Here is a 26,273-nt window from a genome sequence, read left to right on the forward strand (position 1 = left end):
TACCGTACGTACAGTCTGGAGAAGCTATTTGCTAGTGCGTTCGATCTCACGGAGATTCTCCATTTTCTTGTTGCGCAAAAAGCCGTTGATGTCCTCGAAGTGTTCCTTGACACGCTGGTTGCCAAACTCAAACACTTTGCTGGCTAGACCATCGAGAAAATCTCGGTCGTGAGACACGAGAATGATAGTTCCTTCGAAAGCCTTGAGGGCATCCTTGAGGATGTCCTTGGTTTTGATGTCAAGATGGTTGGTAGGCTCATCCAAGATCAGTAAGTTGACCGGTTGCAAGAGCAGCTTGATCATCGCCAAGCGTGTGCGCTCTCCGCCAGAGAGGACTTTGACCTTCTTGTCGATTGCCTCTCCACTGAACATGAATGCTCCGAGGAGATCTTTCACCTTCGTGCGGATGTCTCCCTTGGCGATCTCATCGATGGTTTCAAATACCGACAAGTTCTCATCCAGCAGAGCTGCTTGGTTTTGGGCAAAGTACCCTACCATGCTGTTGTGCCCGAGCTGCATTTCTCCTTCGTGCTCGATCTCACCCATGATAGCTTTGATGAGGGTTGATTTACCTTGACCATTTTTGCCGACAAAGGCAACTTTCTCTCCACGAGCGATTGTCAAAGATACGTCTTTGAAAACCGTGTGCTCTCCATAACTTTTGCTCAGGCCGTCCACGATTACGGGGTAGTTGCCGGAGCGCGGAGCAGGAGGGAATTTCAGGTTGAGCGCAGAGGTATCTACTTCGTCGACTTCTACAATCTCCATTTTCTCTAGCATTTTGACTCGAGACTGGACAGAGAGTGTCTTGGAGTAGGTCCCTTTGAAACGATCGATAAACTGCTGGATGTCCGCGATTTGTTTGGCTTGATCGTCAAACTGCTTTTGCTGCTGCTCGCGGCGCTCTTTGCGCAGCTCCAGGTAGTGTGTGTAGTTGGTTTTGTAGTCGTAGATTCGTCCACCGGTCAGTTCGATGGTGCGGTTGGTTAAGTTGTCGACGAAGGTCTTGTCGTGACTGATGACCATGACGGCATTCGAGCCATTCTTGAGAAAGTCCTCTAGCCACTGTACTGATTCGATATCAAGATGATTGGTCGGTTCATCGAGTAGAATCAGGTCGGGTTTCTTGAGTAAGATTTTGGCCAGTTCGATACGCATACGCCATCCACCGCTAAACTCACCGGCTGGACGTACAAAGTCTGTACGTTCAAAGCCCAATCCCAGCAAAGTCAGTTCGACTTCTGCATCGACATTGACCTCTTCCATACTGTAGTACTTCTCACTGAGTTCTGAGACTTTCTCGATGATTTTGCTATACTCATCAGACTCGTAATCCGTGCGTGTCTCGAGTTGTTGGTTGTAGCCATCCAGTTCGGCTTTCATTTGGAGTACTTCATCAAATGCCTTGGATGCTTCTTCGAATACACTACAATCGTCATTGACCAAGAGGTGTTGGGGTAGATAGGCAATGACCGCTTCTTTGGGAGCAGAGATTTTGCCGTGAGTGGGTTTGTCCTTGCCTGCGATGATCTTGAGTAGCGTGGATTTGCCTGCTCCATTTTTGCCCATGAGGGCGATGCGATCTTCAGGGTTGATGTTGAAATTGATGTTGTTGAATAAGGTAGTGCCGCTAAACTCGACTCCCACTGCGTCTACTGAAATCATAAGTCTCTGATTAAGTCGCGAAGTTAGGGATTAGTCTATTCAAAACTAAACTGCTGCAGAGTGAAAGTGTCATAGTTTTCGTGATTCGTAGAGGAGCAATCCGAGCCCTTGCCACATATGAACCAAGAAGTGATATAGACCCTAAGCCAGGGACGGTCTAACCTAAGAGTGATCCAAGTAGAAGGTCCATCAAACCTCAAATAGACTGTTCCACGACGAGAGTATGGTTTACGCAACAAATTATAAAAATCACTAAATCAACAAGTTATACACCTACTTAAAGTATAACTTTAAGTAGGTGTATTGCAGAGTATATAGTCAAAATCTATCAGGGAAAACTGGAAGTAAGGCCGTCGATATGCGAGTAGGGTGGGCCCCTTTCGTGGCTGTTGGGTTCGTGATCAGGTTGTTTTGTGTACCCACTCGTGTGTAAAATCAGGATTGTACACAAATGCTGCCCCGTGCTTCTGTGACCTTTTGCAAGCTATGTATACCTTGCGACTACAATCAACAAACGTTTTCTTTTGACGACTGCAGAACTACACCGCCGCATCTTAGAGGCTACTGATCACCGTGCCCACATCCTTCGAACAGTACCTATTCAGACACTATGGAGTGGGTATGGGGAGATCTTTCGTTGCGAACTGACAGGAGGGAAGTCTGTCGTGGTGAAGCATATCCAACTACCCGATGAGAGCCATCACCCTCGCGGGTGGGACACCCTCATCGGACACCAGCGCAAACTCAAATCCTATCAGGTCGAGATGAACTGGTACCAAGGATTGGCGCGGCTAACTGACGAATACAGTCGCGTCCCACAGTGGATCGATGGCTGGCAAGGAGAGAGGGAGATGCTCTTGATTTTAGAAGATCTCAATGCATCGGGCTACCCCAGTCGCCCAACCGATTTGACGCAAGATCAAATCAAATCCTGTTTGTCATGGCTTGCGCATTTTCATGCTCGATACTTGCAGTCTGATCCTGCAGGGCTCTGGGAAATTGGCAGCTACTGGCATCTCGATACGCGACCCGATGAGTGGCAAGCCATGACAAACCAAGCGCTTCAATCCGCTGCGAAAGACATCGATACCCGACTCAATCAAGCCCAGTACCAAACACTCGTGCATGGTGATGCCAAGCTTGCCAATTTTTGTTTCTCCGAAAATGGGCCAGAAGTAGCGGCCGTAGATTTTCAATACATCGGTAGGGGCTGTGGCATGAAAGACGTGGCATACTTCCTGAGTAGTTGCCTGAGTGAGCAGGCGTGTGCTTCTCACGAAACCGAACTTCTGAACCATTATTTTGACACCTTGACATCCGCTTGCCGACGGTATGACGTGAGGATCAATATCCCGTCACTCGTAGGAGAGTGGAGGGTACTGTACAAGTACGCTTGGGCAGATTTCTATCGGTTTCTGGATGGGTGGAGTCCCGGCCACTACAAGATGAATAGCTACAGTCAGCGCCTCACAAACGAGGTCTTGGACGAGCTAAAGCATGAAGTGTAACGATGAATAAGATGAATCCAATTTCCATAGTCCCATGAGCAAACCAATGAAACCTTCGGAACTCAAGGCCTTGTCCATCATCGCGGAGCGTGCGGCAGCTGATGCTGCGGCGTTCATTCGCCAACACAATGAGGGAGATATCGTCGTGGACCGAAAAAAAGGGATGTCCAGTGAAGCTTCGTCGGTCGTCACATGGGTAGACTTGCAGTGCCAAGCCCTGATCCTAGAGCGATTGCAGGAGAGCAGGGAGAGGTACGATATTGGTCTGCTCACAGAGGAACTGCCAGACGATGGTTCACGCTTGACGAGGGAGTATTTCTGGTGTGTGGATCCCTTGGATGGGACCTTGGCATTCACAGCACGTAAGCCTGGCTATGCGGTGAGTATTGCACTCATTGATCGAGCAGGTGTGCCCGTCATCGGCGTGGTACACGAGCCGATCACCCGACAGTACATGGTGGCTGTACAGGGACAGGGTGTCCGTTCGACGCTGCAAGCACCTACAGAAATGAGCGACACCTCAGACCAATTGGTTTGCTTTTTGGATCAGCAGATGGCCGTGCATCCACGATACGAAGCGCTGCGTACCATGCTCGATACGGTGGCGCAAGAAATGCACTTGTCAGGAGTCGTCTATGTGTCTGGGTCGGGCGCGGTACTCCAAGCGTGTCATGTGGCGCTGCATGAGCATGCGGTGTTTTTCAAAATTCCTAAAACCCAATTGGGTGGAGGCTGTATCTGGGACTATGCTGCCACGGCCTGTTTCTTTGGTGAACTGGCTCGCCCAGTCAGCGATCTATCAGGAGCTCCCTTGCATCTCAACAATCCAGACACACCCTTCATGAATCACTGTGGCGTGCTGTATAGCAGTGAACAGCAGATCACGGATCATTTGATTGCTTTCTTCGAATCAATCCATTGAGGGGTGATGTTTTAAATAAACTATTTAACATAATATAAATTATATAACACTTGTGGTATTTTACGCCCAGGCCGCCAGGCATGGTTAATATAAGATCAGTTATCGCAACACATGCCTACCAACGCCCAGTATTTTGGCTGGCCAACCCTTTATTAAAAATCACTTTTTGATTTTCTTTGTTCCTTCCTGATTAACATTATTTCCTTTTCTATACTTAGATCATTATAAATAACCAAAGTTCCTTTATGACCACCGTTGTAGTTATCATATTCCGTGGATTTCACTTGGTATAATCCCACATTCCATATTGTTGATGCTGAATTAGGTTTTGAAACATTGACTTCCCCATATCTTTCGAATAATTGGTCTGTTACTTGATCGGAAAAAAGAAAAACTGAAATCCCATAAATTTTGCCATTAAAAACTCTGAAATCAATAAAAAGCCAGTCATGGCCACCAATTTGATCTAAATCGGATTTCTTAATTATTTGAGTTGTTTTGTCAACATTATTCAACGGACAGCATTTATTCTGAATCTCTAAAGAAATACTTCCTTCATCTCCATCCACTGCCTTTTTAAAGCAATAATCATATACATCTGTGTCTTCATTTCTCTTAAAGTAACATGCTGATTCAAATATTTTGGTAGATGTTTGATTAACTGTATAGTTGTATTTCAATGAGTCAAAAACATCAAATATTTCGAAATCGCTGACGTTGCAACCAAGTTTAAAATTTTTGATTCCAACCGATTCACCAGATGTTTGTTGAGAACATTGAGAAAAACAAGTAGTGTGAAAAACCACACCTAAAATAAATAATGCTTTTCTGATGTTAGTTGCTATTGTCATTTGCCTTGATTGTTAATTGAACAAGATTTCTTTTCTTAAAAGATAAAGAATCAATTCCATCCTGCTTCCTGTCATCTGGGATATTACCTAGTAAGGTAAATAATTTATAAACCAGGTATTTGTTTTTGTCATATTGAATAGGTAACACTTCTCCATCAAGATAACTTTTATCTGATTGTGATGAACCCTTTGGATATTGATCCAACAATTTTTGCATTATGCTGATGACTGGAAAATGCTCGAAGCAAGAAGATGGTATTAATAGAATAAAATCTATATCGTTAGGAGCATCTACACCCTTATTCAGAAAACTACCACCGATCACAATTTCTAACTGATTCGATTTAATCTGCTCAACAAAACTCAGAGCGGCTTGTATGACCATGGAATAGATTTTTTTTCTTTCGTTGGTATTTACAAATTCCTGTTCGAAGGAATTTTGAGTGACTCTTTTGATATCAGGGAACTCAGGATATGCAATGGGACTATTAATTGAGTACTTCCAGTAAACAAAGCATAAATAGTTATATTCATGCCTATTAAGTTTTTCTGGACTATTCCGTCTTTTCTCTAAAATATCACGAATAGTTAGTCTCTCACTCCTTGTCAAAACATCAAAAAAGTAGTTTTCACTTTTTTCAATTCTTATCCACTTAATGATTTCAAAAAGTGAATCCTCGTCTGGTCTTTCAACAGTATTATGCAAAGTCAACAGACTGTACCTTTCACTTTCAGTAAGGTTTTGATGTTCGGCAAAGCTTATTATTAACGAATCGTATTTCAATTGTTCATCAATCATGGAGTTAAAGTTAGCCAATGAAAATTGAGCAAGTTGATTATATATGGCCTAACCCTCCCCAAAAAAGAAAAATGATTAGTCTCTCCCCTGCCCCAAAACTATATTAACATAACGCAGGACATCATATAAGATATCTATGGTTTATTGCTGTGCGGCTGTATGACGATTATCGCCAGTTTGACAATTGTAGTAAATCCGATTATTGGTGCTTAACCAATATTTTCTTGATCGACTTTTGAGAGGATGTAGTGCATTCCAAGAAATACAAACCATTAGGTAATTGAGAAACGTCAATTCTGCCTGTCATGCTGTTCACGCTATACGTAGCGGCGACTTGTTGTCCATAATTATTGAATAATTTCAGTTCGGCATGCTCTAAATTTGACATTTCAATACTAAGCATCCCTCCAACTGGATTGGGGTAAATTGCAAGGATTTGATCACTTAGGCCTTGATTAATTGTAATCATTTCAGAATACTCAAAAGAGCCATCATAGTCCGTTTGTTTCAGTCGGTAGTACAACTGCTCATTTGGGACATGATAATCTACCTCTTGGTAGTTAAGGATAGTAGTACTCTGACCAGCTCCATCTATTTTTTTAATTTCTTTCCAGGAGAATTCAGCTGTGGCTCGCTCTATGGTGAAATAGTCGTTATCCACTTCGCTGGCAGTGGACCATTTCAATTCTACGGAATGATTGACATACCTACCTGTAAAGCTTAACAGTTCGATGGGCAACGGATTACTATATCCTACCAATGCCCATATTCCATGAAATGCTGATCCTAAAACATCAACATTTGAGACCGAGTTTTCTGTGAAATCTACTATTCCTTCATTCCCCTCCCACTGGTCGGTCATGGTATTGAAATATTGAGCGACTAGGCTAGGTTCATCGATGGTATTTTCGATTCCCATTTCATTGTCATTATCATCATAGCCAAAGGATAGGGTCATATTGGGCTTAAAAGTATAGCTGTCCGCATTGATAACCCAAAATCGATCGATGGCATAGAGTCCACCATCCTCTCCTCCCGCAATGGAGCTATTCATGCTCGTCACGCTCGCTGGCAAAGGCGTGTTTTGATCGTCCGATGTTTCATAAGAGCTGATAAATAAAGTGCCATCCGCAGAGCCGGCTTCAGTGATCGTCACCCCCAAGGGTATTTTTTGCATGGAATGAGTGGATAATGGTAGGCTGTAAGTGCCGGTATGGTCTCCAATTTTCCACTGTAGCCCGTCGTTTTCTGACGCGAGCAAAATATGACCACCTGCACCAATAACTGTTATTGCATTGGCATTACCATTGTCAATGATCAACTTTACTTCGTTTTCCATGACCATGGAAATATCATCGTTCATCACCAATCTGGCCTGGCTTACCCCTATTAATGGCAAACATACAATCAAGAAACTCACAAAGTATTTCATGCTATCTGTTTTAGTTTAAACTAGAAAGTGAGTTACCCTCTAAAAACCGTTATCGTTTTGCTTTGCGGCAGTAGTGAAGTGATCTTGGCTATCCTCCATAGCGGTCACCTTATCCACCAAGGCATTGAGCTGCTGTTCTAATCTTGAAATCACTTCCGAGGTATATTCTTTTTCTTTTTCCAACCTGATGATCCGTTTGGCTAGCTCCTGTGTAGCACTTACGTTGAGCATGGAGATGGCTTCATAGTCGACTGTATGGAAGTCATGTACCTCTTTGCCATAGACAAAGACTTTTCCGGTGTGCGCTAGGTTAACCCGAAAACCACTTCCATTCGTTTCAAGTACTTCAGTAAGCACTTCTTTTTCGGCAAATATTAGCCTTACTTTATTTCCTTTTGCCAAATCTGTGGGCAATGCTATCCAGCCATTCTTTATTTCAGCAAGTTGATAAATATCCGGAATTACAGATGTAAGTGCATTTGAAACAGCCTGTGGATAGACCTCCTTCACTTGCTGGGCAATGACTTTTTTGATCGAGCCATTTCCATTGGCGATGGTATCTTTTAGCGTGTAATCCGTTACTTCTATTTTAGTTAGAAGTGCCAAGTCTTTGGTAGCATTGGATAGTCCCTGGATGTTTTTAATTCGTTGATCTGAAAACACGTTGATCTCTGAGGTGGCGATACGACTGGTCGCATAGATCGAATAAGATCCTGCTCCAGTTGATGTACCAGTATTACCAGCGCTATTGAGGAAACCATAGGAACTTAATGGGTTGTCTACACTACCATTGACCACCAATTTGGCTTGTGTAGGTGCTGCAGTGCCGATCCCTACATTTCCACCACTTGCTGTACTTAATACAATGTGGGCATTGGCTGCTTCACTAACGATACTAAAGTTTTGACTGGAAGCAGAGGTCCACCCTATATATCCTTTTCTGCCAGCAGCCAAACCATCCGGATACCATTGCATATAGACATGGTCGGTACCGATCATGTTTAATGCACCCCCGTTATCCTCAACGCTCACCTCTCCATCCACAGTCATATCATCTTCAACGCTAAGCTCTCCACCTACTGTCATGTTGCCATTCTTTAAAATGGTTAGGGCATTGCTTCTAATAAATTCATTACCATTGCCAATTGTGAATAAGCGGTCATTTGCATCAAAATCCGTTGCACTATTTGCTGTATATTCAGTCGCCCACGCTCCGATGGTCGTTTCAGCATATGAAGGTGACTCAGAACGGTATCCTTGAGCAAAAGAATATTCTCCTGACGCTATGGCATTTTCCCCAATAGTCATTGATGCCGTTCCTGATGCAGTTGATCTAAGTCCTATACTGGCCGAACCCCATCCTGTGGCACGAGTACCGTATCCTGTAGATATTGCTGAAAGTCCGGAGGCTTCTGTTCTATTTCCTATTGCCAGTGAAGAAGTACCTGAAGCAATAGTAAGATAACCCATAGCAGTAGATGAATTGCCAGAGGCTATTGTGTGATATCCCATGGCAGTTGATCTTTCTCCTGACGCGATTGTATTAAATCCCATTGCCACTGAATTTTCTCCGCGATTAATGCCATCCCATTGATCATCTTCAACTTCACCAGCTCTAAAAGAACCTTCGCTTTTGTCGAAAAACATTCTACTCGTATGATCGCTATTTCCACTATATTCTAGTTGCGGTGAGCCAAACACAAAATCGTCTGTTGTATAATTTGTTGCGTTTCGAACAACGCCTCCTACACGTTCAAACTCCCCTGAAGCACTAGAACTCCCATCATTCAGCATCTCCCATTCGGTTCCATTGTAAAACCAAAAACCATGCTCATTGTTGATTTGGTAGACAAGTAGCCCAGTAGCTGCTGATGAAATGGCTGTACGCTGCGTTTCTGTCATTCGTGGAATGAGCATGCCCTTGTCTGTGGCTGTCATATCCAAAACGGCAGAAGCATCTGGAGTAGAAATACCAAGTCCTGTACTGCCATTTTTCAAAATCACCAATGCATCACTCCTATTTTCATCATCTATTCCATTTCCAATGGTTAATAGACGGTCTTCTGCTTCATAGGTAGACTCGCTATTGGGGGTGTATATAGTAGAATATATCCCCATGGCTGTTTCACCATACGAGTGTGCTTCTGTATGGGTACCCATGGAAGTAGATTCATCTCCTGAGGCGATGGTAGATCTGCCCATGGCGGTAGCGATATACCCAGAGGCAGAACTTTGACTTCCCATGGCCATCGAAACATTGCCTGAAGCGGTGGTTGCTCTTCCTATTGCTGTAGAATAGTCTGCTTCTGCATAAGTAAACGCACCTAAGGCGGTGGATTGATCTCCTGATGCCCAAGTAGACCTGCCCATGGCCACTGAATATGACGATGATGCTTTAGTTCCAGAACCAGTTGCAAAGGAATAATTTCCGATATTTTCTTCATCCCATGAATCATCCTCTACTCTTCCTACCCTAAAGGCAGCTTTGCTTTTGTCGAAAAACATACGTCTTTCGCCAGTGCTAGAGGCATTATCTAAACTCGCACTGCCTATAACAAAATCATCATAATCTGGGTCAGTTGTGCTTTGAATCACATGATCAATGCTTTCAAACTCTCCTCCACCATTTAAATATTGCCATACTGAGCCAGTATAGTACCAAAAGCCAGATAGGTTGTCAGTTTGATATACCAGTAGCCCTGTCGCCGGGGTAGAGATGCCCTCACGTTGTGTTTCGGTCATTCTGGGTATGAGTAATCCTTTGTCGCTGGATGTCACATCGAGTATAGCAGAAGCATCTGGGCTAGCGCCGGTCTCGTTAATGCCGATGTTTTGTGCTTGCATCCTATTAAATGCCAACAGGCATAATATGAATAGTACGTTCTTCATAAAGTTGGTTTACAGATAATACATGATGAACTCCTCCATAGAAAAGTAGTCTATGGATGGGCTCCAAACTTCAGATACAAAGTTCAGGATTAGCGCTGCTATTTGACTACTCGAAAAAGGTCATATAGTGCCGTAATTAGGCCAATTAAGGGATTTCAATTGGATGTTGGCTATCAGTAAGTCAAGCAGCCGATGTTAAGCATGCAGACTACACTATGGTATGCGTTAGGAAGGGTAATGGCTCACAAATATTCAGAGGGGCGTTTGCCAAATCGCTCAAAATATAGTTTTGAAAAATGAGATGCATTCTCAAATCCTACCGCAAAAACGACTTCCTGTACGGTGGCGTACTTTTTGGTTTGTAGCAGATTTTTGGCTTGGAACAACCTGATTTCACGAATGAACTTTCCTGGGCTTAAACCAGAAGCCTTTTTGATCACCCGTTTAAGAGAGCTAACACTCATGTTTAGCGCGTTGGCCAAATCATCGATTATAAAAGCGCTATTTCCCAACTGATCCAACACCACTTCTTTCATCTCTGAGAGCAATTTGTCATTAAAACTGGGTGTCACTTCCTCTTCAGAACCAATAGGATTACTAGCCATTCGCTCTTTACCATTATTGATCAAGTTGGCTGCTCTGACGGCTAGCTCCTGGGCGTTAAATGGTTTGATGAGATAATCATCGATACCTATTCGCAGCGTTTCAATTTTATCTGATTCTGTGGCTTTGGCAGTGAGTGTGATAAAAGGAATGTTTTTTAACTTGTCATCCCCCTTTACTTTCATGGCTAATTCTATGCCATCCATTCTCGGCATCATCACGTCTGAAATGATCAAGTCTGGAATGGTTTCATCTAAACATCGTAGGGCTTCTATGCCGTCAGAGGCTTCTATTATCTGATAGATCTCTGACATAAAACTCCTTATATATTGCCTCATATCCGCATTGTCCTCTACCAGCAAAACAGTGGGCTTGTGGCTCCCCTTATCTAGCATAATGGGATTGGGATGGATCAGTTCACCCATTGAAAAATCAGGCGAAAGCAAAGTGACAGGTTGTAAACAAGAAGCATTATCAATGTTTATGATCAGTGTTTCAGGCAAGATCAAAGTGAAAACACTTCCTTTCCCCGGCTCACTGCTTACAGAAAGTTTCCCTTCATGCAATCTGGCCAGTTCCTGGCATAGTGCCAGCCCTATACCGGTTCCTCCCTGATTCAAACGATTGGGGTCATCTGCTTGATAGAATCGTTCAAAAATGAAAGGAAGGTCTTTTTCTGGAATACCATCCCCCGTATCTGCTACTGATATTTCTATGCTCTTCTCTTGACTATGCCTTATCGAAATTTTCACTTGTTCACCTTTATGGGTAAACTTCATGGCATTTGAAATCAAGTTGATCAAAACGTTTTGAATTCGATCCTTGTCTATCATTAATTCCACATCAGCCAGTATATGCATGGACAGGATTACTCCTTTTTGTTTGGCAATCGAATCAAATTGTGCAGCTGTTTCCCTGATCAGACGGGTGAGGTGAGTAGGTTTCTTGTTAAGGGATAGTCTATTGGATTCCAACCTGGATACATCCAATATTTCATTGACCAACCTTAGCAAGCCGACACTGTTTTTTTCGGCCAACTGAATATTTTCAATACCCGTGGATGATCGGCTTGAAGGTGCATTCAAAAATTGCCTGATCGGTCCAAGGATCAATGTCAGAGGTGTTCGCAGCTCATGAGCCATGTTGGTAAACCATCTGGTTTGCATGGCACTGATTTCTTTCAGTTTTTCTGCTTGCTTTTCAATGATGGACTTATCTGTTTCTATTTCATCTCTTTGTGCGCTAGTGACCTTTTGAAGCCTCTCGAGTTTTTTGAAGGACCTACCAAACCCTTGGGCGGTAACGAAAGTCATCACCAAATACGATAATAGATTCCAAAAACCCAGATAAAGTACTTCACTGGCTATATTGAAATATACCAATCCTGTAGAACCTACGCCTATTATTAATAGCAACCAACTTACCGCAGCGATCAGAGAACCACTTACCCTATTGACAACTGATAGTGTGAGGATTAGAGTGGCATAAAGGCTCATGAGTGTGGCCAACACTAAGTACACTGGAAGGAACATCGAATAAATGTGCAACGGAAATAGGACAGTGCTAGCCACAAAGATCAAGGACACTACTACCCACAACTTTCTCACAATGTTCGCGATTTGATCTTTATAGGACTGAGAAAAGAAGAGCAGCAAGAACATATTAGCCAAATAAAAGGTCAAATATTCCATGTGCACATTGAGCACCCAAAAAGATTCCTCGTCAATGGCCAATACATGGCGCCCAAAGAACCCAATTCTTAAGCCTTGAAAAATACAGAACAGTGCATTATACAAAAGCATTAAATCTCTTTTCCAAAAAGCATACATGCCTAAAAAGAACAAGCCTATCATGGTCAAACTCCCGATGACAAACATGTCTACCAGGGCTTGCTTGTTCCTTTTGTTAGTTAAATATGATTTGGTACCAAGGATGACGTCTGCATAAAACCCTCCTTTGTTATGCTGATAATTACTGATCTCAAGCTGCAGTATGTTTTCCCCTTGTGCCAATGCCACTTCACTGACTGAAGGAAGAACGCTATGTGCTGATGTGATCGCAGAGGTGCCCACTTTACCACTCGATCGAATCAACTCGCCATTGAGATATAGGCGAAAGGCACTATAGCACCCCTTGACCTCAATGGCAGACGCATCGTATGCATCTTTGGAAAATATGGGGACTTGATAAGTGGCATGTCCAAAAGCGGATGGTTGTGATCCACCTATTTCATAGTTAGTCCACAAATCAGGTACATGTTGAATGGTATAATAAGGCGAATCATTGGGGCATGACTCTAATAATTGACCATAATAAAATCGCCAATTCCCTCTTAAAGTTATCTCATCCTCTCCCTGATACAGAAAGGTTTCTTCCATTAAATTTTGAGCAGAATTTTGCTGAGCCTGACAAGAGGAATGCCCAAGTAAACAAATGATGACTGCTAGGCAAAAATGGTATCTGAATGGTAGCATGTACACTTTTCTGTTCAACGCTTCCATTTAGAATGACAGCCAGTTTAATTTTTAAATCAAGCAACAAACTAAGCTAAATCAATTCAGAATGATTTAGTTAAACCCAAAATTATCATTTAAAAAATCAATACAGAGGATAAGTCGCTTCAAATCAGACACTTCGTTTTCCTTAATCACCATCAATTGGAAAATTTGAATGCTATGCACGATTTATTGCATATTATGAAAGTTCAGAATGAACTACTGGATAATGCGAATAAGAAACTAAGTGATGAAATATCAGAGTTCAAGGATAAACAAGTCAAATACACCACGAGAAGAAAAAGGAAATAATCAACGCTACCTTCCATACACATTTGTCATTCGCTCAATCCAAACACACAGGCGAAAATGTCAAAAGAGTATGTAAGCTCCTGCCCTCTTGTTGTGTAGAAAAATCCTTCCCAAAACTTTATTACCAGCCCTCGGCTTTTCTCGGGTCCCGAAAGCGTTCGGGATAACCCTTCAAAAAGCTCCCAAGCTATATTAACATAACACGGGACATTATATAACAATGCCAACCCATACCCTAAAGCTGATTTAACAGGGACGTCTGGTCATAATACGATTACATTATTGCACATCTATTGATAGTTCTACACAAGCAAACTATCTATCGTTATATTATCTTGCGAAAGTTTTCAAAACAAGATCATTGAATATGAGGCGAAAAATTCCAGAATCAACGCTACCAAAACTCAATCGCTCACAAATGATTACTTCCGAAGGCTTACAAAAACTGAGGGAAGAGCACGATCACTTGTGGCGAGTGGAACGCCCAGACGTCACTGCTAAGGTGACATGGGCCGCAAGTTTGGGAGATCGTTCAGAAAATGCCGATTATCATTACAACAAAAAGCGTCTTCGAGAAATTGATAGTCGCCTACGTTATTTGCGTAAGTGCATTGATGACTTTAAAGTCATCAACTACCACCCCAACCAAGAAGGAATAGTAAAATTTGGTGCTTGGGTAGAAATTAAAAACGAAGAGAAAGGTCTCCAAAAACGTTTTCGTCTTGTTGGTTATGAAGAGTTAAAAAGTAACAAAGATTATATCTCTATGGACTCCCCAATGGCCAAAGCGCTTCTTGATAAAACTGTTGGAGATGAAGCGATAGTTAAAACCAAAATGGGTGATTTTGTGTGGGAGATTCTTAAGATTGAGTATGACAAGTAGTGTACTTAGTCCATTTTGACCGTGATTTTCAGAAGTTGAAATTTCTAGCTCGTTGACTAGTGTACCGTTCCATTTGTCAGGAGATCACTGTCTTCACTGTACAGCTGATTCCAGAACAACCGCCACTCACCATTCAATGACAAGGTTTCTTCACCATCGTAAGATATGACTCCTTCGCTCCCATCCTTGTGATCGTTACCGTCCGAACTGGCCTGTGAAATGTTGAATGAGAAGATAATCGATAGAATTATTAATAGGCCAGTCTCTACCTGCATGAAATCTAATTGGTTAGATGAAAACAAATATATCTCGTTTTTGGTCTAAACCTGACCAGTCCTTAGATTCAAATGCTTAGTCATACTGAGGACCTTTCAGCTGGTAAGCTGGAAAGATGGCGTGAGAATCTTTCGAGACAGAATATGCTTCGGCCAACAGGGCTCTCCCCCTCCTTGATTTTCTGTCTGGTTGGGTGCTCCGAGTATGCATCAGCGGAGAATTGTAGCTAGGATGCTCAATCTCCTGGTGACACCATTTCCAATCAAGTCTCTGCTTGGTGTCACCAAACATTATATGCAACATAGTTGCGTATAATGTTTGCAACTGCTAGTATTGCAACTTGGTTGCACAAATACTTCTAATTATGAAACAATACTTGATAGGTGTCCATGCCGACGGGATAGGCTTAGTCGCTTCTTTTGTATGCGCACTGCATTGTCTGTTGATGCCTCTTATGTTTAGCCTCGTCCCTTTGTGGCTTGAGGGATACATGAGTCACCCTGCTCTAGAGTCTGCGATGGTTGTCATCAGTGGGCTGATTGCCAGCTATGCGACAGGTACTGGGTACTACCGTCACAGGTGTGTGCTGCCCTTGGTGATGCTACTGATTGCGTTTGTACTGATCGCGACGGGGAGCTTTTCGGATGAGGGGCACGTCGAGGTGTGGATGACTTCTAGCGGGGCATTGCTCCTAGCCGCGGCGCATGTGGTCAATTGGAAAATGCTGCACGCCTGGAATCGACCGTAGTTGAACTTATCCTATAACTCTTAACTCTCCCCTATGAATTTCATGACCAAAACAAGAAAGCTACCCGTCACTGTGTTGAGCGGTTTTTTGGGTGCTGGCAAAACGACGTTGCTCAACCACCTACTCAACAACCGTCAAGGGCTCAAAGTGGCTGTCATCGTCAATGACATGAGCGAGATCAATATCGATGAGAAGCTCATCGCCAATGGGACCCAACTCTCACGAACGGATGAAAAACTCGTAGAGATGAGCAACGGTTGCATCTGCTGTACCCTGAGAGAAGACCTGATGGTAGAGGTCGAAAAACTGGCGAAGATGAAGAAGTTTGACTACCTACTGGTGGAGAGCACGGGCATATCCGAGCCGATTCCGGTCGCTCAGACCTTTTCGTTTGCGACGGGCGATGAACTGTATGATCTCACGCAGTTTAGCCGCCTGGATACGATGGTGACTGTCGTCGATGCGTTCAACTTCTTCACGGACTTTGGCAGTGCCGATACCTTGCTGGCCCGTGACATGACCGACGATGCGCAGGACGATCGGTCGATTGTCAATTTGCTGACGGATCAGGTGGAGTTTGCCAACGTCATCGTGCTGAACAAAACCGACCTGGTGGATGACACACAACTGGGTATGCTGGAGCGGCTGTTGAATAAGCTCAACCCCACCGCGCAAATAATCAGGGCGCACGAAGGAAAAGTCGACCCCAAGCGAATACTCAACACACGGCTATTTGACTATGCAGAGGCTGAGCAGTCGGCAGGTTGGCAAAAGGAACTGGAGTTGGCGCAGAGAGGCATCGGTCACAGCCCCGAAACAGAGGCATATGGGATTGGCTCCTTTGTCTATAGCAATGCGCGCCCGTTTCATCCCGAGCGCTTTTTGGACTATGTGAGCCAGCGATTTCCGACAAGTATCGTTCGTAGCAAAGGCATCTTCTGGATCGCCTCCAGGTCCGATCATGCCATCCTATGGAGTCAGGCGGGCGGTTCTCTGAAGGCCGAAATCTATGGACGCTGGTGGGTGAGTGTACCCCTGAGTCAGCGCGCAGTGAGTCAGGCTTACATGGACAACCAGGAGCACATCCAAGCCAAATGGGACAAACGCTGGGGCGATCGGTTGAACGAACTGGTATTCATCGGTCAGGACATGGATGAGGCAGCCATTCGATCCGATTTGGACAACTGCCTGTTGACCGAGTCCGAACAAGCAGCTTGGGAGGACGGTTGGGATTTTGACGACTCATGGCCCATCTAATGGACGCAACTCCTATGCAAACCTATGCAACCTTAGGCAAGAGACTCGCGGCTTGTCTCTCAGCTATGCATGTAGTAAAGGAGAACAAATGCAAGGTCAATCTTGGTCTGAAGACTACAACCTAAACCTTAGAATCACACGAAGTTTTGTAGTTTAGATATATGAATAGAATACCCGTACACCTCATCACAGGCTTCCTCGGTAGTGGCAAAACGACTTTCCTCAATCGCTTCATCAAGGAGCGACTGCCCGAAAGAATACTCGTCATAGAGAACGAATGTGGCCAAACCAATGTCGACGGTGCTTTGGTGATGGACGGTGTAGAAGAAATCATAGAGCTGAGTGCGGGCTGTCTGTGCTGCTCGCTCTCCGACGGTTTGCTCGACATACTCTATGAGGCCAGCAAAAGGAAAGAGCAGTATGATCGATTGGTGATTGAAACCACCGGTATCGCTGACCCTAGTTCGATCATTCAGGTGTTTTTGCAAGATCCACGCGTCGAAAAAGTATTTGACCTACAGCAAGTCATCTGCCTCGCTGATGCGAGTCAACTGCATACCTGGCTCGATGAGGCGGAAGAAGCCCTGCGGCAAATCGCCCTGGCAGACAGTGTGCTCATCAATAAAACAGACAGGGTATCGGACAGCACCCGAGCAGAGGTGGAATCGATCGTCCGAGGGATCAACCCCCATGCGCGGGTTTTCGCAGGCCACAACGGCAACTTTCCCATTGATGAGATTTTGGATACAGGGACTACCAAGCCCAAGACCGTCGAGTCTCCACAGGTGTCGTCCCACCATCATCATCAGCATGAAGGGCAACAACACAACAGCCACAGGATCACTACATTTACCCTGACCTTCCCCTACCCTCTGGATCTCAACAACCTCTCGTTGGAACTCAACCGGATCGTCAACCTGTACCACGACCAAGTCTATCGTGTCAAAGGGTATATCGCCATTCCCAACTACCCCAACCGCGTCATTCTGCAATCTGCCAGGAGTACGTTTGTCGCGACGGACGGGAGCCCTTGGGAGTCAAGCAGCGAGCGCACGGGCAAACTGGTGTTTATCGGTAGGGACCTGAACAAGCAGGTTTTTGAGAGGATGTTTAACAGATACATGGTCACGGATTGATCCTGCCCGATGCTCTGGGCGATCGTCTCTCTGTCTGCATCACCAATTCCCTATGGCCCACCCAACCCCAAAGGCTGCCAGGCCTATGATGATCTTGTCGGCGGTGGATTTCCACCAGATGCGGCGAATCTGCTTCTTGAGATGTTTGACGGTGCGCTCCATTTCTGCCAGTTGCTGGTTGAGCTGCTCATTGGTGGATTGGAGCTCGGTGTTGGTGGTTTGGAGCACGACGATGCTGCGATCTAGCTCGGCGATGATCAGGCTCATGTTGAGTGCGATATCGCGCTGGTCACGCTCGATCTTGTGGACGAGCTGCGCCGTGAGTCGCTCGATCTCCCGTACCTTGTCTAGGATCTCTTGATTGGTCTGCATCAGTTCTGCATGGGCAGCTGAGACGGTCTGCAGCTCTTGCAGCTTCTGATTGAGCAAGGCAGCCCGCTGCATGCTGATCACCCAAGCACCGTCGGCCTGTACATGGACGGTCTGCCCCTGATAGACTTGGAGGCTGTCGTCCGCTTGCGTGAAGTCCACCACCTGCGCTGCACTGACGGGCAGTGTCGCAAGGATCCATAGTAAGCAATGCAGCGCTTTCATGGCGAGGATATTTGGTGGTGAGACATCACATTGGGTGAAACCGCATCGTAGGTTTGGAGGATTTGTCGCAGGCTATCCCGGATCTGGATCACGTCCTGCTGCTGCGCACCCGAGAGGCGCATGAGGTCTTGGTGCATGTCGCTGATGCGGTGCTGAGACAAGAGCAACTGCGCATGGAGTGCTTCGTAGTTTTGATGGATGCGCTCGTACTGTGCTGCGATGGATTGCAAGGTGTCGAGCTGTGCCTCCATGGACTGGTTGAGGCTCTCTGCCTGACGAAAGCTGTCTTGGTTGACGAGGCTTTGGTATAGGACCAGCCCGACAAGTACCAAGAGTATAAGGGTGTATATATGGGTAGTTTTCATGATTTCCTTTTTTTAGATGTGTGACATTAGATTTTTGTCTATTTACTAAAGTCTACTTACTCGTATCTATTCTATTAAAAAAGAGACCTCCGTGTAGCAACAATCAACTACCATTGTACAAAACGGTACGAGTACTACCCTGAGAGGCCTCTGGCTGGTGTGCGCAGCAATTGCTTATTCAGCAGGTTCAACTCTGGTGCCATATGATACTTTATCAAATTTCACAAGCTCCAAACGTGCCTGAAGCAACATACTGGGACGAAAGATCACTTTGAACCTACGAATGGATTTGCTAGTGATCTCATCCTCATTGTCTGCAGGCGAACTGCTGATGGAAGGATAGAAAGTTCCTAACTGTCCCAAATCCACGGCACGACCATTGATCAGGTGATAGTTGATTTTACGAAGGAATGCCTCCATTACAGCCAGGAATACACCCGGATGAACGATATTCAATTCTTCGATTTCTGTAAGCAGATCACGAAAATCAATTTTGGTGCCTCTTACGATGGTAGCATAGTACTTGATAGCTCCTCCGCCAGCTACTCCCGGCTGACCTTTGGGAACGGGTTTGAATTTTACAGACATGATTTTTACATGTTAAAGGGTTAAACAAAAATTCAAGATTCGCTTTGTTAACACTTGCACAGTTTGGACAGTGACTTCTCTTTCGGAGACCTCAGAGAAAGCGGACAATGCTTGTCTGAAGCTTCGATCCTATTGATATTGGGATCACTTAAAATGATTTGCTTTGCTGGGTCGTGGGCAGTTCGGTGCGCGACTTGGCTGGGCATGGGCTGTAAAAAGCGAGGGTATCGAGTGGCCTTTTCGATGTATCCAATGGATAACTATTTCATAACAAAACTTGTTCCAATAATGGAATGTACGATGTTAAAAATCGTTAAGATATTGCACGTGTGGTTCGGCCGCCAACCACGTGTGGTTCAAGCTTCAACCACGTGTGGTCCAGGCGTCAATCACGTGTGGTTGATGCACCATGCACGTGTGGTCCAAACCACCCCATTTAAACGCCCTTGAAGGCACTTTTTGAGGTGGATTTTCTTTGCAGGAGAAGGACTGATGTTTGTTGCTATTCGAGTTGGTGCGAACTAGTCTCGTAGGGATGGTTCGTATGCTAGTCACTAAGACCATGACTACCCCACTGGCAATGGGCAGTTTGATTAACTGCGTCATACTGAGGAATCAGTCTGTTGGCAAGCTGACGGATGACGTGAGTATCCCTCTAGTCTAGCAGAGAGACTTTAAAAGACCCTTCGTATTCATATCAGGCCCTGCATCAAACGGTAATTTATTGATATTGACTGTTTTATGGTATGGATTGAGCGGTTTTATTTGGGAGTTGAGGATGAGAGAGTCTGTGTCTAGCGCTGAGGGAAAAGGGCCTGTACGAATGGCTCCCAGGCAAAGCCTGCGCCTGGGTCAACTTTGCGCCCTGGGCTGAGATCCGAATGGCGGTTGACCCGGTCCTGGGTGATGCCAAAGTAGTCCACGATGCCTTGGGAGAGTTCGAGTCCTGCGTCCCATTGTGCGGGCGACACCCAGGGCGTCTTGATGGCTTCCAAGAAGGTCTCGTAGGTATGGAGGCCGGGCACGAGGTATTCGATTCCCACCGAGTGGCTGTTGTATCCTTTGGCGTGCCAGGCCATCGTCTTGGTGTGTCGGAGTTTGAGTATGTCGCCGTTGGGCTGGATCAAGAAGTGCGCCGATAGCCCGAGGTGTTCGAGCCATTGGTCGGCAGGATAGTCCCGGTCTTCTGTGTCGATGATCTCGGCCATGGCGTGGATGACGAGGCGGTTGGGGTTTTGGGCTCCACCGCCGAAGTTTGAGTATTTTTTGATTACGTTGAGCATAGTGTATATGGATTAGGTAGTTAGGTTTCGTGTGAGGGTTGGAGTGATTGTCAGTGGCTAGGACCCCTTGCCAAAGGAGAATATGCCGCTGACGCGCAAAAATAAGGTGATCACTGCGCCGAGGGATCCCAGCAAGGTACTGATGTCGTTCATCGCACTGATCTTGCCGTAGGACAAGAAGATGATCAAGCTAAGGATGAGCAGGGCTATGACTGCAGAGGCGGTCCCCCATTTGCCTTTTTTACGTGACTCGAGTTCGCGCTCCAAGCTCTCGTTGCTGTTGACTTGTGAGAGGATGAAGTTGGTAAAGCTCTCGTTCATCAGGCGCAGCGAATGGTCGTACTGGAGGATGCCCTTGTGGAGCAGATCGATGATTCCGTCGGTGTTGTTGGTATTGACGAACTTGTCCCGGGCTATGTCGTAGACGATGAAGCGCTCTTCGCGCGAAAGCGAATTCCATATCGAGAAGTAGTAGGATGAGGCATACTCTTGGATGTTGAGGGTATAGTCCTCGTTGATGACGCCTTTGTTTTGGTGTAGGACGTAGTGCTTTTTGAGTCGCTGCAAGAACATGCCGTTGTTGAGCTCAGATTCGATCACCTCTGGATAGGTTTGGGGGGCTTCTCTCTCTGAGATGTCCAGACTTTCAAAAGGTACCGTGATGCGGTAAAATCCCCCCAAGAGATGCATCCATTTTTGGTAGTCTACATTGATCTGATCAAGGATGATTCGCTTGCTGAGGAGCGTGTTGTCGTTTTTGTGTAGGTCTTGCTGGAGTTGCTCGATGGCATCCTCGTAGTAGTTGTACATCTTGCGCGGATTGATATCAGAGGAGATCACGACACGGATGACGGGGTTGTCCACGAGGCGCTGTAGGATGAGCATTTTCTTGCGGTTGTAGGCCAGGTCGTTGTAGGCATATTCGAAGTGCTCGATGAATACCATCATCGGGGTCTCTTCGCTCAGCTCCTCCTTGAGGGCACGTTGCAGGAGCTCTTTGTTTTGCTTGTCACCTTTTTTGCTGAGTAGATACAGCTGCGTGATGGTGTGGTCGATGCTGCTGTCTCCCACCTCTCCTCCCATCTCGAGGGATTTTTCGTTGAGATCAAAGAGGTCAATCGAGATGAAATAGGCCTTCTTCATCTCACGGAGCTTTTCGCGAATCACGAAAATATGGGCGGCATTGACCCCTACCACGAGGCTGTTGTTGAACGAACTGCTCTTGCCGTCGTAGAAGTCGCTGATCTTGATGATCTGTTCGGCATAGGAAGAGAGCGAGCGTTGGCTGATCAACTCATCCGAATAGTCCTTGAAATCCAACCCAAAAATGCGGTGTACACAGTACTCGAGGATACGATAGATCACTACCATGAGGATCATCACAAACAGCACATGCACCACCCAGTTGGATTGGACGATGGACATCAGAGATTGTGCGGGAGTAGAGATTTTGAGGTGATCCTTGCCCGATTCAAAAAAAACACTGCTGTAGGTGATGCTGTCGGTATGCTCGTAGGCATACATCCACGAACTATCGACCGCTGCATCGGTCAGGTAGCCTTGGCTTGCCTCTCCATAGTCATCAAAGTGAACCCGTATATGGTCGTAGTAGCTGTGAAAGAGGCTGGCGCGGAGTTGGGGCGTGGTGGTGACATTTCGGGTGACATGGTTGTACCCCTTGGGGATCACAAACTTGGCGTTTTGGACTGTGTCCTTTGGGTCGATCTGAATGTAATCGCCATTGACACGGACGCGGTTGCAGGGGTTGGGCCAGGCGAGCTGGTTCATATTCCGCATGAACCCTTGGGGGTCTTTGATCTTGAACTTCTCCTCTGCTTCTTTGGTGTTGTAGTAATCCAGCATTTTGGTCGCTACCCAGCCATCACTTTTCTGCTTGACCGATAGGATGTTGTGCTTGTAGAGGACTTCTTTTTCCGTATGGAAATTGATGGCAAAGAAGATCATCGTCGGAAAAATGGACAATACCATCACCCACGAAAAACAGTAGTACTTGTAGACGGTAAACTTCTTGATCTTGAACCAGGCGTTTTGCATGGTGCGCAAATGCTCTCCCCATGGCTTGGCTTGGTTTTTCCCGAATAGGGAATAAATGATCCCAATCACGCTCCCCAAAAACACCAAAACGAGTGCTTCGTTGAGCAGGATGCCCCCACCCGTCATCCGTACAAAATCATAGATGTAGATGCGTCCCGCATAGGACAAGGCCACCAAAAACAAGACAATAGCAAACAGGGTCTTGGGACGGCTGGTGTCCGCAAAGTGTGTGTATACCCGCTTGGCATATGGCAAATGAGTGGAGAGCACATAGTAGTGGGTGCACATGAGTACGATCGCGACAAACAGGACCGAGTGGATGAGCAAGTCCATGTAGGTCCTAAACCAATACCAGGTCAGTACGAGGTAGAGCATCCCGAGGGCATTGGTGAGGAGCAGGCGAAAGTAGATGCGCTCGTAGCTGCCCTGACTGTCGTAGTAGGGTCGCATCCAGTTGAAGGGAAAGATGCTCTGCTTGAGTTTGACGCGCTTGTTGGTGACCAGATAGATCACCACGAAACAGACCGAGAGCAGCAGGTAAAAGGCGAAGAGCATCTCAATGGTCACGTTGAGCGCGATGGCGTTGGGAGAGCGCACGTACTGGTGGTCCACGAAAGTCGCCAGGTGATAGCCCGGAAATTGCTCAAAGGGTCGGATGTACATGTAGTGGCGGTTGCCAGCATACTTGACCGAAGCAAAACGCTCGACATGACTGGGGAGGTATCTGTCAAACTCATTTTGTGTCTCGTCGAGGAAGTTCTCGTTGAGGTTGCGGGTCTTGTCCGAGTGAAACAGCGTGTTTCCCTTGTCATCAAAGACGCAAAAGCCATAGCCTACCTCCATGATGGGGTCCATCAGTGTGACGGTCGTGCTGTGCTGGGCAAAGACCGGTAGCGCGGGGTTGCCACTGTACATCCCTACACCGACCTCATAGGTCCCGTCCGTGATGGATCGGATGGACTCGATGGCGATCATGAGCGAATCCTCTCCGTAGATCATCCCTTCGCCTTTGATGATGTCGGTGATGTATTGGCGGTGCTTCAGGTCGAGGCTGGCTTTCTCTGGCTCGGTAAAATTGGAAAGAGAGACCCGCATTTTGCCTTTGGTGTCGGTCCAAAAAAAGCCGTTGGAATAGGGAAAGCGATCCAGCAGCCCCCCTCCCTGCTGACTGATGTTGGCAAAGCCCGTGATGTCACGGTTGAGGTGTGGTGCCTCAAATTGCCCAAAGAAGGGGTGTTTGCGGATCTGTTCTCTGACCTTGACGGTGTCAGCGCCCTGCATGTGTGCTACATCGGCATGTGTCACATTCTTGATGGAGTTCATTTGCTCGATGATGGCGCTGAGTTCGCCGTGGATCCCCTTGTGTACGCGGCGGTTGAGCCGCCTGAGCTTTTCTTTCTGATTGCTATGCTCATAGCTGAGGTTGGAGGTAAAAAAGAGAAACAACAAGATCCAGACAGCACTACCGATGATGATCGACGTCCCTGCAAAAAACACATCCGAAATGTAGAGGCGTTCGACGTTGCTCATGATTTTGAGTTTGAGGATGGGGAGCCCCAGGATCATGAGTATGATCAAAATCGCCACGATCGTGATCATAAACACCGATACCTCACGCTTCTGATTGTTGAATGCGGAGATGTTGACACACCCGGTCAGGTAAAGTCCGTTTGTGCCCTTGAGTGCTGTACTGAAGGCGATGTACTGCTCATACCCCAAGTCCAGTTCAAAATAGCCCATGGAGGTGATCCGGTAGGCGATAGAATCTGTCGTGAGGTTGATGTTGCCATGGGGGTTGTTGGTGTATAGGGTTTTGGGCCCGTCGGGGTGCTGTGGATTGGTGACGAGCACAAAATCAAAAACATCCTTGCGGGTGATGAGTGGGTTGCTAAAAAAGGCAGAATTGTCCATGTTGAATACTGCGACGGAGTCTCCATGGCTGTAGTAAAAAGCAATTTGCTTTTCAGATACGCTGTACTTCTGTGTCGTGGGTTTGGGTACGGTTGTTTTTGCAGCAGATGGGGTATCAGAGGGGGCTGGAGCAGGTTGCTCCGCTGGGGACGGTTTGGAGGGGGTTGGGGCACTGCTTTGGGTCGGGTGATAGTCACTCCTCAGGGACTCTTCCAGTGACATCCAGCCGTTTTGGTAATGAAACGAGACCTGCTTTTGACCGATTTGATAGTTGGGGGTTCGGGTCTTTTTTGGGGACGGCGTGGGCTTAGGCGTGCTCTTTTCTATAGTCAGAAACTTGGTCTGAAATATCTTGTAGTGATTTTCGAGACTTGAGTACACGTTTTTGTTCATCTGAGAAACGATCCGCATGTCGTTGGCGATGACCTCTTTCTCCTGATTTTGGACATAGACAAAGAAGTAATAGAAAAAAACGAGTCCAATAAAGATCATCGTGAAGGAGATGATCCACCACTTGTTGTTCGTAGCTCCCATGGGCCATTAGATTGGTTTGCTTTGTTGCGGTTAGGTTTGTGCCAAAGTACGATTTAAACACATGGTTATCAATACCTTGAATTTGGTATATTGTAGTGCTCGATGATGACCTAATGCTCTCTGTTCGAATCGTCGAGTTTCACTTGAAAGGAGGTCCGTTTGGAAGACTCCTCGGAGGATTGCGCACGTCCTGCACCACGCAGTGCCATCAGGTTGTTGAGCAGCCCAAACCAAAACGGCGCCCCTAGCGATATGGCCAAGGCGGTGATGATCCAGCCCAGCAATGCCCGAAAGAAATTGCCCGCACTCTCAAAGGGGTAACTTTCGGATTGCCTGTCCCATCCCAGGGCGAGTGCATTGGTATTGACTACCAACTGCTTTTCGTAAAACTTCGCCAATTTGTCCTGCGCCTGCTGCATCGCTAGGACGGTAGAGTCTGGCAGAGCGGTCTGTGTGGCCGTATCTGCGGCAGTATCCTTGAGGTATGTCGCGGCACTCCCTGCGACCTGTGTGCGTAGGTCGGAGTTTTCGGACAGGGTTTTGTAGATGCGTAGTGTATTGACATTGAGTCCGATAGCAATGACGATACTGATGCCAAAGGTGAGCGCCTTGATGTAGCGGTTGAACCACCCCTGTCCCCGCTCGACCGTCTCGTTGAACCACGCTTCGATACGACGACCAAAATCGTTGATGTCTTCGTTGGCCTCCTTGGCAAAGGATTGAAGGAGTCCTTTGGTCTCCTCTCCCAAGATGGGAATATCCTCGATGGCTTGCGAAAGATTCTTTTGGTTGAGGCTGGAAAATTTGCCCACTTTGTCGACCTCACCTTCGGTACGAATCAAGTCCAACACCACTTTGGCAAATTTGTCACTGCCGATGTATGAGGGCAATTTTTTCTTGGTCTTGGCGAGGTACTTGATCATCGGGTGCTTGTAAAACCGCTCCGAAAAGGCAGTGTTGTCCTCGTCATCCAATGCCCGCTGTATGACCTTTTTGAGGTTTTTGGCACGGATGGCAAATATCGACGACACGTATTCGACCAGTAGCGTGACCAGTGTACTGAAGAGCAGGTAGACAAAGACCAAGCTGATTACTATTTCTAGGGTTTCAAATCCAATCATCTTCGTTTGTTGAGGTGGGTGGGTGTACTAAAAATTGAGTGTTGAT

At 46.1% G+C, this 26,273-nt stretch carries 19 protein-coding genes; 6 read left to right on the forward strand and 13 right to left on the reverse strand.

Annotated features, from left to right (window positions below; all coding sequences use genetic code 11):
• Nucleotides 1–24: 24 nt before the first annotated feature.
• Complete coding sequence (locus BFP72_RS07450; RefSeq protein WP_099598534.1) at nt 25–1,665, reverse strand: ABC-F family ATP-binding cassette domain-containing protein; 1,641 nt, start codon at nt 1,663–1,665, stop codon at nt 25–27.
• 524 nt (nt 1,666–2,189) lie between these two features.
• Here BFP72_RS07450 and BFP72_RS07455 point away from each other — a divergent pair.
• Nucleotides 2,190–3,173 carry an oxidoreductase family protein gene (locus BFP72_RS07455; RefSeq protein ID WP_099598535.1) on the forward strand — a complete coding sequence of 328 codons (984 nt, stop codon included), beginning with the start codon at nt 2,190–2,192 and terminating at the stop codon, nt 3,171–3,173.
• A 34-nt stretch (nt 3,174–3,207) separates the two neighbouring features.
• On the forward strand, nt 3,208–4,095 hold the full coding sequence (locus BFP72_RS07460) for an inositol monophosphatase family protein (protein ID WP_099598536.1): 888 nt from the start codon (nt 3,208–3,210) through the stop codon (nt 4,093–4,095).
• A gap of 152 nt (nt 4,096–4,247) precedes the next feature.
• Here the strand turns inward: BFP72_RS07460 and BFP72_RS07465 are convergent, their stop codons facing one another.
• From BFP72_RS07465 to BFP72_RS07485, 5 genes are all read right to left on the reverse strand, one after another.
• The gene (locus BFP72_RS07465) at nt 4,248–4,946 is read right to left on the reverse strand and encodes a hypothetical protein (protein ID WP_099598537.1); all 699 of its coding nucleotides are present in this window, start codon (nt 4,944–4,946) and stop codon (nt 4,248–4,250) included.
• Nucleotides 4,930–5,745 carry a hypothetical protein gene (locus tag BFP72_RS07470; protein WP_099598538.1) on the reverse strand — a complete coding sequence of 272 codons (816 nt, stop codon included), beginning with the start codon at nt 5,743–5,745 and terminating at the stop codon, nt 4,930–4,932. The genes BFP72_RS07465 and BFP72_RS07470 overlap by 17 nt, the downstream gene beginning before the upstream one ends.
• Nucleotides 5,746–5,944: 199 nt before the next feature.
• Nucleotides 5,945–7,177, reverse strand: a complete 1,233-nt coding sequence (locus BFP72_RS07475; RefSeq protein WP_099598539.1) for a T9SS type A sorting domain-containing protein — start codon at nt 7,175–7,177, stop codon at nt 5,945–5,947.
• A gap of 39 nt (nt 7,178–7,216) precedes the next feature.
• Nucleotides 7,217–10,066, reverse strand: coding sequence for a tail fiber domain-containing protein (locus BFP72_RS07480; protein WP_099598540.1), 2,850 nt, complete (start codon nt 10,064–10,066; stop codon nt 7,217–7,219).
• 242 nt (nt 10,067–10,308) lie between these two features.
• The gene (locus BFP72_RS07485; RefSeq protein WP_099598541.1) at nt 10,309–13,170 is read right to left on the reverse strand and encodes an ATP-binding protein; all 2,862 of its coding nucleotides are present in this window, start codon (nt 13,168–13,170) and stop codon (nt 10,309–10,311) included.
• Between the two features lie 673 nt (nt 13,171–13,843).
• Between BFP72_RS07485 and greB the strand changes: the two genes are divergently transcribed.
• The gene (gene greB / locus BFP72_RS07495; protein WP_099598543.1) at nt 13,844–14,359 is read left to right on the forward strand and encodes a transcription elongation factor GreB; all 516 of its coding nucleotides are present in this window, start codon (nt 13,844–13,846) and stop codon (nt 14,357–14,359) included.
• A 56-nt stretch (nt 14,360–14,415) separates the two neighbouring features.
• Here the strand turns inward: greB and BFP72_RS07500 are convergent, their stop codons facing one another.
• A complete protein-coding gene (locus tag BFP72_RS07500) occupies nt 14,416–14,634 on the reverse strand; it encodes a hypothetical protein (protein WP_099598544.1) in 219 nt (72 codons plus the stop codon).
• A 365-nt stretch (nt 14,635–14,999) separates the two neighbouring features.
• Here BFP72_RS07500 and BFP72_RS07505 point away from each other — a divergent pair, with 365 nt between their 5' ends.
• From BFP72_RS07505 to BFP72_RS07515, 3 genes are all read left to right on the forward strand, one after another.
• Nucleotides 15,000–15,383, forward strand: a complete 384-nt coding sequence (locus BFP72_RS07505) for a MerC domain-containing protein (RefSeq protein ID WP_099598545.1) — start codon at nt 15,000–15,002, stop codon at nt 15,381–15,383.
• A 42-nt stretch (nt 15,384–15,425) separates the two neighbouring features.
• Complete coding sequence (locus tag BFP72_RS07510; RefSeq protein ID WP_099600719.1) at nt 15,426–16,640, forward strand: GTP-binding protein; 1,215 nt, start codon at nt 15,426–15,428, stop codon at nt 16,638–16,640.
• Nucleotides 16,641–16,801: 161 nt separating this feature from the next.
• Nucleotides 16,802–17,776 carry a GTP-binding protein gene (locus BFP72_RS07515; RefSeq protein ID WP_099598546.1) on the forward strand — a complete coding sequence of 325 codons (975 nt, stop codon included), beginning with the start codon at nt 16,802–16,804 and terminating at the stop codon, nt 17,774–17,776.
• Nucleotides 17,777–17,815: 39 nt separating this feature from the next.
• Here the strand turns inward: BFP72_RS07515 and BFP72_RS07520 are convergent, their stop codons facing one another.
• The 6 genes from BFP72_RS07520 to BFP72_RS07545 all read right to left on the reverse strand — a co-directional run bounded on the left by BFP72_RS07520 (nt 17,816) and on the right by BFP72_RS07545 (nt 26,227).
• On the reverse strand, nt 17,816–18,370 hold the full coding sequence (locus tag BFP72_RS07520; protein WP_099598547.1) for a hypothetical protein: 555 nt from the start codon (nt 18,368–18,370) through the stop codon (nt 17,816–17,818).
• Entirely contained in the window at nt 18,367–18,735 is a 369-nt protein-coding gene (locus tag BFP72_RS07525; RefSeq protein WP_099598548.1) for a hypothetical protein, read from the reverse strand. Before BFP72_RS07525 ends, BFP72_RS07520 begins: the two co-directional genes overlap by 4 nt.
• A gap of 174 nt (nt 18,736–18,909) precedes the next feature.
• Nucleotides 18,910–19,323: a DNA-binding protein gene (locus tag BFP72_RS07530; protein WP_099598549.1), complete on the reverse strand. Its 414-nt coding sequence runs from the start codon at nt 19,321–19,323 to the stop codon at nt 18,910–18,912.
• Between the two features lie 794 nt (nt 19,324–20,117).
• Nucleotides 20,118–20,606: an N-acetylmuramoyl-L-alanine amidase gene (locus BFP72_RS07535; protein ID WP_099598550.1), complete on the reverse strand. Its 489-nt coding sequence runs from the start codon at nt 20,604–20,606 to the stop codon at nt 20,118–20,120.
• A 57-nt stretch (nt 20,607–20,663) separates the two neighbouring features.
• Nucleotides 20,664–25,106 (reverse strand): cache domain-containing protein, encoded by a 4,443-nt coding sequence (locus BFP72_RS07540; RefSeq protein ID WP_099598551.1) that lies wholly within the window; start codon nt 25,104–25,106, stop codon nt 20,664–20,666.
• A gap of 110 nt (nt 25,107–25,216) precedes the next feature.
• On the reverse strand, nt 25,217–26,227 hold the full coding sequence (locus BFP72_RS07545) for a hypothetical protein (protein ID WP_099598552.1): 1,011 nt from the start codon (nt 26,225–26,227) through the stop codon (nt 25,217–25,219).
• Nucleotides 26,228–26,273 lie beyond the last annotated feature (46 nt).

This window comes from Reichenbachiella sp. 5M10 (assembly GCF_002742335.1).
GTDB lineage: Bacteria > Bacteroidota > Bacteroidia > Cytophagales > Cyclobacteriaceae > Reichenbachiella.

What these genes read in the sequence shown, in the direction of transcription:
- BFP72_RS07535 (WP_099598550.1), bottom strand. Translation starts at nt 20,606, where the DNA reads ATGCTCAACGTAATCAAAAAATACTCAAACTTCGGCGGTGGAGCCCAA.
- BFP72_RS07545 (WP_099598552.1), bottom strand. Translation starts at nt 26,227, where the DNA reads ATGATTGGATTTGAAACCCTAGAAATAGTAATCAGCTTGGTCTTTGTC.
- greB (WP_099598543.1), top strand. Translation starts at nt 13,844, where the DNA reads ATGAGGCGAAAAATTCCAGAATCAACGCTACCAAAACTCAATCGCTCA.
- BFP72_RS07500 (WP_099598544.1), bottom strand. Translation starts at nt 14,634, where the DNA reads ATGCAGGTAGAGACTGGCCTATTAATAATTCTATCGATTATCTTCTCA.
- BFP72_RS07520 (WP_099598547.1), bottom strand. Translation starts at nt 18,370, where the DNA reads ATGAAAGCGCTGCATTGCTTACTATGGATCCTTGCGACACTGCCCGTC.
- BFP72_RS07525 (WP_099598548.1), bottom strand. Translation starts at nt 18,735, where the DNA reads ATGAAAACTACCCATATATACACCCTTATACTCTTGGTACTTGTCGGG.
- BFP72_RS07505 (WP_099598545.1), top strand. Translation starts at nt 15,000, where the DNA reads ATGAAACAATACTTGATAGGTGTCCATGCCGACGGGATAGGCTTAGTC.
- BFP72_RS07475 (WP_099598539.1), bottom strand. Translation starts at nt 7,177, where the DNA reads ATGAAATACTTTGTGAGTTTCTTGATTGTATGTTTGCCATTAATAGGG.
- BFP72_RS07510 (WP_099600719.1), top strand. Translation starts at nt 15,426, where the DNA reads ATGACCAAAACAAGAAAGCTACCCGTCACTGTGTTGAGCGGTTTTTTG.
- BFP72_RS07470 (WP_099598538.1), bottom strand. Translation starts at nt 5,745, where the DNA reads ATGATTGATGAACAATTGAAATACGATTCGTTAATAATAAGCTTTGCC.
- BFP72_RS07515 (WP_099598546.1), top strand. Translation starts at nt 16,802, where the DNA reads ATGAATAGAATACCCGTACACCTCATCACAGGCTTCCTCGGTAGTGGC.
- BFP72_RS07485 (WP_099598541.1), bottom strand. Translation starts at nt 13,170, where the DNA reads ATGGAAGCGTTGAACAGAAAAGTGTACATGCTACCATTCAGATACCAT.
- BFP72_RS07480 (WP_099598540.1), bottom strand. Translation starts at nt 10,066, where the DNA reads ATGAAGAACGTACTATTCATATTATGCCTGTTGGCATTTAATAGGATG.
- BFP72_RS07540 (WP_099598551.1), bottom strand. Translation starts at nt 25,106, where the DNA reads ATGGGAGCTACGAACAACAAGTGGTGGATCATCTCCTTCACGATGATC.
- BFP72_RS07465 (WP_099598537.1), bottom strand. Translation starts at nt 4,946, where the DNA reads ATGACAATAGCAACTAACATCAGAAAAGCATTATTTATTTTAGGTGTG.
- BFP72_RS07460 (WP_099598536.1), top strand. Translation starts at nt 3,208, where the DNA reads ATGAGCAAACCAATGAAACCTTCGGAACTCAAGGCCTTGTCCATCATC.
- BFP72_RS07450 (WP_099598534.1), bottom strand. Translation starts at nt 1,665, where the DNA reads ATGATTTCAGTAGACGCAGTGGGAGTCGAGTTTAGCGGCACTACCTTA.
- BFP72_RS07530 (WP_099598549.1), bottom strand. Translation starts at nt 19,323, where the DNA reads ATGTCTGTAAAATTCAAACCCGTTCCCAAAGGTCAGCCGGGAGTAGCT.